Annotated in this window: 7 protein-coding genes; 5 read left to right on the top strand and 2 right to left on the bottom strand. The window is 51.4% G+C overall.

The annotated features are described in order from the left end of the window. On the top strand, nt 1-848 hold an 848-nt coding region (locus IPI86_RS05465), incomplete at its 5' end, for an S-layer homology domain-containing protein (RefSeq protein WP_345296978.1). Nucleotides 849-969: 121 nt separating this feature from the next. Here IPI86_RS05465 and IPI86_RS05460 read toward each other — a convergent pair. Both IPI86_RS05460 and IPI86_RS05455 read right to left on the bottom strand, forming a co-directional pair. After that, entirely contained in the window at nt 970-2,721 is a 1,752-nt protein-coding gene (locus IPI86_RS05460) for a tetratricopeptide repeat protein (protein ID WP_345296977.1), read from the bottom strand. A 78-nt stretch (nt 2,722-2,799) separates the two neighbouring features. After that, a complete protein-coding gene (locus IPI86_RS05455; RefSeq protein WP_345296976.1) occupies nt 2,800-3,474 on the bottom strand; it encodes an NB-ARC domain-containing protein in 675 nt (224 codons plus the stop codon). 96 nt (nt 3,475-3,570) lie between these two features. Here IPI86_RS05455 and IPI86_RS05450 point away from each other — a divergent pair, with 96 nt between their 5' ends. From IPI86_RS05450 to IPI86_RS05435, 4 genes are read left to right on the top strand one after another with little or no spacing between them, the layout of a single operon-like run. Beyond that, a complete protein-coding gene (locus tag IPI86_RS05450) occupies nt 3,571-4,116 on the top strand; it encodes a DNA-3-methyladenine glycosylase I (RefSeq protein WP_345296975.1) in 546 nt (181 codons plus the stop codon). Continuing rightward, nucleotides 4,113-5,237: a hypothetical protein gene (locus IPI86_RS05445; RefSeq protein WP_345296974.1), complete on the top strand. Its 1,125-nt coding sequence runs from the start codon at nt 4,113-4,115 to the stop codon at nt 5,235-5,237. Before IPI86_RS05450 ends, IPI86_RS05445 begins: the two co-directional genes overlap by 4 nt. Before the next feature lie 59 nt (nt 5,238-5,296). Continuing rightward, the gene (locus IPI86_RS05440) at nt 5,297-6,307 is read left to right on the top strand and encodes a carbohydrate kinase family protein (protein WP_345296973.1); all 1,011 of its coding nucleotides are present in this window, start codon (nt 5,297-5,299) and stop codon (nt 6,305-6,307) included. A 25-nt stretch (nt 6,308-6,332) separates the two neighbouring features. Next, nucleotides 6,333-7,475 (top strand): M20/M25/M40 family metallo-hydrolase, encoded by a 1,143-nt coding sequence (locus IPI86_RS05435; protein ID WP_345296972.1) that lies wholly within the window; start codon nt 6,333-6,335, stop codon nt 7,473-7,475. The last annotated feature ends 128 nt before the right edge of the window (nt 7,476-7,603 follow it).

The following is a 7,603-nucleotide window of genomic DNA, read 5'->3' as shown; positions in this document are numbered from 1 at the left end:
ACTTGTCCATTTCCGCTGATGGGCGTTACGTGGTGTTTATGTCTCGTTCATCTGATCTGGTGAGCGGAGATACAAATGAACTGGATGATGTTTTTGTTCGCGATACTCAAGCCAATACCACTACACGTATCTCAGTGGCTTCGAGCGGTGTGGAAGGCGATAACAACTCAGCGGGTGCCTCGATTTCTGCCGATGGGCGTTACGTGGCATTTGGTTCTTTTGCTTCTAATCTGGTAAGCGGAGATACGAATGCAAAGCATGATGTTTTCCTCTACACTATAGGTGGCGGCACGACCTTTGCCGATGTTCCCACTTCCTATTGGGCATGGCAATACATCGAGCGCCTTTACAATGCTGGCATCACAGGCGGGTGCAGCGCCTCTCCGCTGATGTACTGTCCGGAATCAACCGTCACGCGCGCGCAAATGGCTATCTTCATTTTGAGAGGTATACACGGCAGCGCTTATACACCTCCAGCGGCAACTGGCACAGTCTTTGCAGATGTGCCTCTCGGTTCCTTTGCAGCAGATTGGATCGAGCAGCTTGCTCTTGAAGGTGTCACTGCTGGATGCGGCGGCGGCAACTACTGTCCGGAAGCGACCATCACCCGCGCACAAATGGCAATTTTCCTCCTGCGTGGCGAACATGGCAATGCCTACACTCCTCCAGCCGCAACTGGAACCGTTTTCGGAGATATTCCGCTTGGCTCTTTTGCGGATGCGTGGATCGAGCAGCTCGCGGCTGAAGGCATCACCAGCGGATGCGGCAACGGTAACTACTGTCCCGATGCAAATGTGACACGCGCCGAGATGGCGGTCTTCCTGGTGAGAGCGTTTGGTCTGCCATGAAAAAACCTCACCGCACTGGTGCCGTACGCCAGTGCGGTGAGGTTTTGAAAGATGACTAAAATAGCTCAAATCAACCTTCGGGATGTTCTTTCTTCACCTTATCTGAAGCATACTCTATTGATCAATTCAGGCCGTGTTCAACGGCAAAGCGTGTTGCGGCGGCGCGAGATTTGACCCCAAGTTTGTTATAGATCGATGTCAAGTGTGCGTTAACGGTGCGTGGGCTGATGACCAACCGTTCTGCCACTGCCTGGTCGCTAAGCCCAAGGGCAACCAGACGCAGCACCTCGATTTCACGCGGCGTCAAACCATTTAGCAGCTCTGCGTTGGTTGAACTCTCTTTGGTCCCCGGGTTTAGAAATAATTGGGCTGCCTTCGACTCACTCATTGCCTGGCCTTCCCTGAAGAATTTACCAAACTGATGATCCCCGAGTTGGGCCTTCGTAGCCGCATTGATCCGTTCATATTCGCTGCGGTCTGTTAGAAAAAGAAGGAGAGAGTCTTTCACAGCATCAATGGCGCCGAGCACTTTTGCTGCAACATGAGCCTCGCCCTGAGCAACCGCTATGCCAGCCAAACCAAGCAGGCAGGCCGTTATTTCAATTGCCAGATGGTCAGATTTCAGAGCCAGTTCCAGATTCCTAATGAATAGAACCCTGCTCTGATCATATTGACCCAAATGGGAATAGACAAACGCCAGATTCTCTTCCTCGAGCATGACCTCGTCTTTTCTCCCCAGCTCTTTTTCAATTGATATTGCTTCTTCATAGTAGGAAATTGCCTGCTCAAATTGCCCCTCCAGACGCATAATTTCGCCCAGGCTATTCAAGATATGGCTGATGTAAAAATTGTCTTTGAACTGGCGCGCGTACTCAAGGGCTTCCTGAAGATAAGCCCGCGCCCGCTGCAGATCGATGTGCTGGCCGAACAATGCCAGTTCTCCCAACCCGCGCAATGTGGAATATTGAGTACGGACGTCTCCCAGTTTCCTTGCTAGATCCAGTGCGTCGGTCAGGTTCGGAATGGCTGCTGAAAAATTGCCGCTGTACATCTCGCAACGTCCCAGGCTGTCCAGAGCTTGCGCAATGCCAGGCGTATAATTTATTTCCCGATAACCGTCCAGTGCTTGTTGGGCGTAGGATTGAGCAGTTTTAAATTCCTTCCGATAAAAGGCCTCAAGGCTTTGAATATAATAAGCGTCAGCAACCAGTCGACTGTCATGCGTTAGCAGTCCGATTTGTAAAGCCTGTGCAGTGTATTGTCGGGATTCTGGCAGATCTTCGAGCAAAAAAGAAAGCCATCCTGCCAGGTTTAATCCCCGTGCATAGGTGGACTGAAACTGATTATCTGAAACCAATGCCAGTAACCTAAACAGGTAACCAAAACCTGTTTTTGTAAGCAAGGGTAGAGTCCAGAGGCGCTCTGTGGCTGTCAGCATTTGTAGCCCCAGCTTTAGGCGGGCAGGATTTGGATTTTCCAGACTCCATTCCAATGCGTTGCTGAAGTTATCAATTTCCAATTTCAATTGATCGATCCAGGTGTATTGTTGTTCCCGTAGTAATTGTGTTTCGGCCTGTTCAGCAAGAACTGTGTAATAGGCTAGATGTGCATCATAGGTCGCTTGGTCTTCTTTCGCTTCCTCCAAGCGATCTTGCAAGTATTGCCGAAGCAATTCGTGGATTTGATAGCGGTTGTTTGAAATGCGTTCGATCAGGGCGTTGTCGACCAATCTGGCAATTATTGTGAGGTCGGCCCCGGTGACTGCGTTGGCAGCCGCACGGTCAAAGCCTCCGCGGAAGACAGCTAGTTTTCGTAAAGTAGCCTGTTCGATCTCGGATAGTAGCTGCCACGAATAATCAAAGACAGCTTGCATACTGCTGTGCTTATCCGTGGATGTTTGCCCCTGAGCCTTAAGAATCCAGTATTTCGTTTGATCTCCTTCAGAATATCGTCACACCCGAGGACGCGCCCCAACTTGCCGCGAGGAGCAAGGCCAGTGGCAACCATTGACCAGCTGACTGATTTGTGCCGCGCAAACAGCATCCCCTGCCTCTAATGGATTGCCCTGTCGGCGTAGATGATGCAAAAACAATTCGACAGCAGCCGATGTTTGACCTTCCACGCTTGGCGATTCTTTTTGGTATTCAAGTCCTCGAAGGAGGTAGGCCCATTCCCAGGGCATATTGAGCGGCTGGCGAGAAGTCACCAGCAGGCGTAATTTAGGTTGACGAGGGATATTTTGAAGAAACTCTTCAAAAAAAAGAGTCGCATTGGGGAGCAAGTGCTCGACGTTATCGAAAATCAACAGCAGGTTCTTCTCTTGCAGGTAGCTGAACAATTGCTTCTTTTGATCCACAGAATTACCAAAGTCAAATCCCAGTGCTGAAGCGGTTGCTGTGAGGATATGCTCAGGCGAGCTAAGCGGCGCAAGAGCAACAAACCATACTCCGTCAGTGAAGGTTTCTGCTTCCAAATGTCCAACTTCCACTGCCAGACGTGTTTTACCTGAACCACCGAATCCATATAAGGTGATCAGACATACATCATCCCGATGCAGAAGCTCGCTGATCTGACGAATTTCCGCTTCCCGCCCGATCAATGGTGTTAGTGGAACAGGCAATTTCATGGATGTTGTTTCCATCATTAGTCGTATTATATATCTTTGCGACCTCTACTTGCCGACGAAATTAAGGCGGTGTTTTTGATATAGTAAAATTAGCCCATGACAACCTACTGCGATTACTGCAATTCCCACCCCGACGATACCTTCAATAAAAAATATCACGATACCCAGTACGGCTTTCCGCTCAAGGATGATGATGAACTCTTCGAGCGCCTTGTGTTGGAGATCAATCAGGCTGGCCTTTCGTGGATCACTATCTTGAAGAAGGCGGAAAACTTCCACAAGTCCTACAGCGGATTTAAGATCGAGAAGATCGCGAAATATACCGAGAAAGACCGCGCCCGTCTATTGGACGATGCGGGTATCATCCGTAATCGCTTGAAGGTCAATGCGGCGATTGTCAATGCGCAGAAGATCCTCGAACTGAAAAAGGAATTCGGCTCGTTCAAGAATTGGCTCGATAAACATCATCCGCTCACCAAAGACGAGTGGACAAAATTATTCAAGAAGACCTTTGTCTTCACCGGCGGTGAGATCGTGAACGAGTTTCTCATGTCCACGGGGTATTTGCCCGGGGCACACCAACCCGATTGTCCGGTATATAAAAAAGTGGCAAGCCTGCGCCCGGCGTGGATGAAAAAATGACCTTTGCTCCGCGAACAAGCCGCGATGTTACTTTGGACATCCTGAAAGGCATCGGCTGTCTGTTCATGATCGTGGCGCATTCCAGCCTGAACTTCGGCGGCTACGAGCGTTTTAAATTCTGGTACGGATTGGCTCCCGTGCTTTTTTTTTCCGCGGCGGGTGTCACTGCCGCCTTGCAAGCCCAGAAATACAAACCGCGCGGTGTGCTGTTGACCTATGCTTTTTTGCTCCTGCTCGGATATAGTTTCAACCGCATCACCGACCCTGGTTTTCTCAAGGAGATCGAATTCGACATCATTCAGATGATCGCCGTGGGATCCAGTGTCATCTATCTGGTGGAGCGCTATGCCCGCCCCCCGGCATGGATATATTTTCTTTTGGGGTTGTTGGCTTTTGGGATGAAATTTCTCTTGCAGGCTTTGTTTTCTGGCTTTGCGGTCGTAGGCCTCACCAATCTCATTTTTCCGCCTGGCATCTTTCCGATCTTCCCGTGGTTGTTTTTGTTCTTCTTCGGTTTGTTTGCCTATCGCAATAACAATGCCATCAATCTCGCGGCGGCGCTTGGATCTGGTTTGCTTCTTTTGGTTTTACAACAAACCAACTTTCCGCTTGATATCGAAAACAAATGGGATATGTCCATTGGTTATTTTCTGGTCAGTTGCATTTTGTTGTTTGGCACCTTTTATCTTCTGCGCTTGATTCCCTTCCCCCCGCATCCGCGCGGACTTGGCTTGTTGACCTTCCTCGGGCAGAACTCGCTTTTGTTTTTGTACGTCCATTTCCCGATCATTTTATATTTCAAGGAAATTCACATCCAGAATATTTACACGGTCATTTTTGAAAATCCCTACCTCTTCTGGGTGCTGACCCTGGCCTTAACCGTCATCGTGATGGTCATTCTGCTTTGGCTGCCAAGATCAAAGGCGCTGACTGCGTTGTTCAGTCAGTTGCCAGTTTGGCTCGTGCTGGTCTTTTTGGTCTTTGCGGTAGGCATTTACATCCGCAATCGCTTTTTCACCTACTACATCGAGATCGGGCTGGGATTGCTGATCGCGTTGTTCTATCCGCGTTTGGCGAATCTTCTCAAACAAAGAAGCTCACAAAACACCTCTCCGTCCTGAGTGGAGCGAGCGCAGTCGAAGGACAGGCACCAGCTCCATTTTCTATGTATACTTACCCCATGCCGCCAACTTTTGTCATTGCAGGAAAACTAAATCGCGAATACATTCTGCCGCCTTCGGGTCAGCCTTTGCTGGATTCACCCGGGGGCAGTTTACTTTACGCCGCAGGCGGACTCGCGGTGTGGGATAAAAGCATCGGCCTCGTTGGGCGGGTGGGGGAGGATTATCCGCATCAATGGCTGCGCGCCCTTGATGAGCGCGGCTTCGATATCAGCGGAGTCCGCACCTTGCGCGAACTGCAAAACGTTGACCTGCGTGCCTTCATCGCCTTTACCGATACCAACGAGCGCAGTCAATCCAATGCGGTTTCGCATTTTGCGCGCCGCCAGCTTACTTTTCCAAAATCACTGCTTGGCTATCAGCCTCCCGATGAAACGCGCAAAGACCCGCGTGAACCTGAGCCCGCTTCTCCTTCCGCGCTTGATGTGCCGAAAGATTTTCGGGATGTCCGCTACGTGCATATCTGCCCCTTTGACTTTGTCAGCCAGAGTCAGATGGTCAACCTTTTCAGGGGCGGACCCAACCAGACCGTGAGCCTGGATCCTGCTCCCGGCTATATGGCTCCTGCCTTTTGGCGTGATCTGAGGCTGGTGCTGCAGGGCATCACCATCTTCCAACCCTCGGAGGATGAACTGCGTGCGCTCTTCTGGGGCGAGACCAATGACCTGTGGGAGATGGCGCGCCGCGTCAGCGAGTATGGACCGCAGATCGTCGTCATCAAACGCGGCTCACATGGACAGATGGTGTACGATGTGCCGGGCAATCATCGTTACGAGATTCCCGCCTATGCCTCGCGCATGGTGGACCCCACCGGCGCAGGCGATGCCTTCTGCGGCGGATTCCTCGCTGGCTTCCAAAAAACGAACGATCCTTTGATTTCCGCCTTGCATGGAAGTGTCTCTGCTTCGCTCAAGATAGAAGGCAGCGGTCCCTTTTACGAATTGGACGTGATGCCCGGTCTCGCCGAAGCGCGTTTATATGCATTGAAGGAAATGGTGCGGGAAATTTAGTTTTCACACCCTTTCGGCAATTCACTTGTCCACTTCACTGCCTGCCTTTATACTTAACCCCATGACCAACATCGTCACCCAAACCATTGACCTTGCCATCCAGATCCAGCAGATTCCCGCACCGACGTTTTCTGAGGGACAGCGCGCCGAATTCACCCGTGACCTTTTTCTAAAAGAGAATCTCAAAGATGTTTCCATGGATTCGCTTGGAAATGTGTATGCGCGTTTGCCCGGGAAACAGAAGAAGGCCAAACCGTTGATCGTCTCTGCCCACTTGGATACTGTCTTTCCGACCAGTATCAGCTTGCAGGTGAAGAAAGAAGCGGAGCGTATCCTCGCACCGGGCATCGGGGATAATTCGTTGGGTGTCGCGGCGTTGTTCGGAATCCTCTGGTCATTGCGCGAGCGGAATATCAGTTTGCAGCACGATGTTTGGTTTGTGGCGAATGTGGGCGAGGAAGGCCTCGGCGACCTGCGCGGAATGCGCGGTGTGGTGGAACGGTTCAATGACAATGTGATCGGGTATCTTGTGTTGGAAGGGTTGGCGCTCGGGCATGTCTATCATCGCGCCATCGGCGTGCGGAGATATCGCATCTCGGTCAAAACCGCGGGCGGACATTCCTGGTCAGATTATGGCAAGCCTTCGGCAGTGCATGAACTCGCCGCGCTGGTCACGCAGTTGACGGAGGTGCGGCTGCCGCGTGAACCGCGCACCACGCTCAATGTCGGCACGTTCGGCGGCGGGACGGGCATCAACGTGCTGGCTTCGGAAGCCAAATGTGAATTGGATTTGCGCTCTGAAGACCCCAAAACGCTTTTGAAATTAATTCATCAAGTGGAAGACTTGTTCAAACATGCAGACCGCTCCGGGGTGAAGGTGCTGGCGGAGATCATCGGCGAACGCCCTGCAGGCGAGATCCCCGCGGACCATCCGCTGGTGCAATTGGCTGTGACCTGCACCCGCGAGCAGGGACTCGAAGCCACGCTCACCTCAGGCTCCACCGATGCAAACATCCCATTAAGCAATGGCATCCCCGCCGTGGTGATGGGAATCACAACAGGCGGCAGCGCCCACACCCCGCAGGAGTTCATCAATGTAGAACCCGTGGGGAAGGGCCTGGAAAGTTTGGTGCGTTTTGTGGAGTTGGTGGGGGAGAGTGGGGAGTAGTGAATAGTGAATATAGCCTCTTCCCCCGTTTTCGATTTTTGAAAACGGGGATTTTTTTCTGCTTAGTCCATGCAACAAAAAACTTCCGAAGTGACATTCACTTCGGAAGCCTGTTCACTGATAACTAT

Origin of the sequence: Candidatus Villigracilis affinis (assembly GCF_016705895.1) — a bacterium.
GTDB lineage: Bacteria > Chloroflexota > Anaerolineae > Anaerolineales > Villigracilaceae > Villigracilis > Villigracilis affinis.
This window is presented reverse-complemented; position numbering and strand designations above follow the sequence as displayed.

What these genes read in the sequence shown, in the direction of transcription:
- IPI86_RS05440 (WP_345296973.1), top strand. Translation starts at nt 5,297, where the DNA reads ATGCCGCCAACTTTTGTCATTGCAGGAAAACTAAATCGCGAATACATT.
- IPI86_RS05460 (WP_345296977.1), bottom strand. Translation starts at nt 2,721, where the DNA reads ATGCAAGCTGTCTTTGATTATTCGTGGCAGCTACTATCCGAGATCGAA.
- IPI86_RS05445 (WP_345296974.1), top strand. Translation starts at nt 4,113, where the DNA reads ATGACCTTTGCTCCGCGAACAAGCCGCGATGTTACTTTGGACATCCTG.
- IPI86_RS05450 (WP_345296975.1), top strand. Translation starts at nt 3,571, where the DNA reads ATGACAACCTACTGCGATTACTGCAATTCCCACCCCGACGATACCTTC.
- IPI86_RS05455 (WP_345296976.1), bottom strand. Translation starts at nt 3,474, where the DNA reads ATGAAATTGCCTGTTCCACTAACACCATTGATCGGGCGGGAAGCGGAA.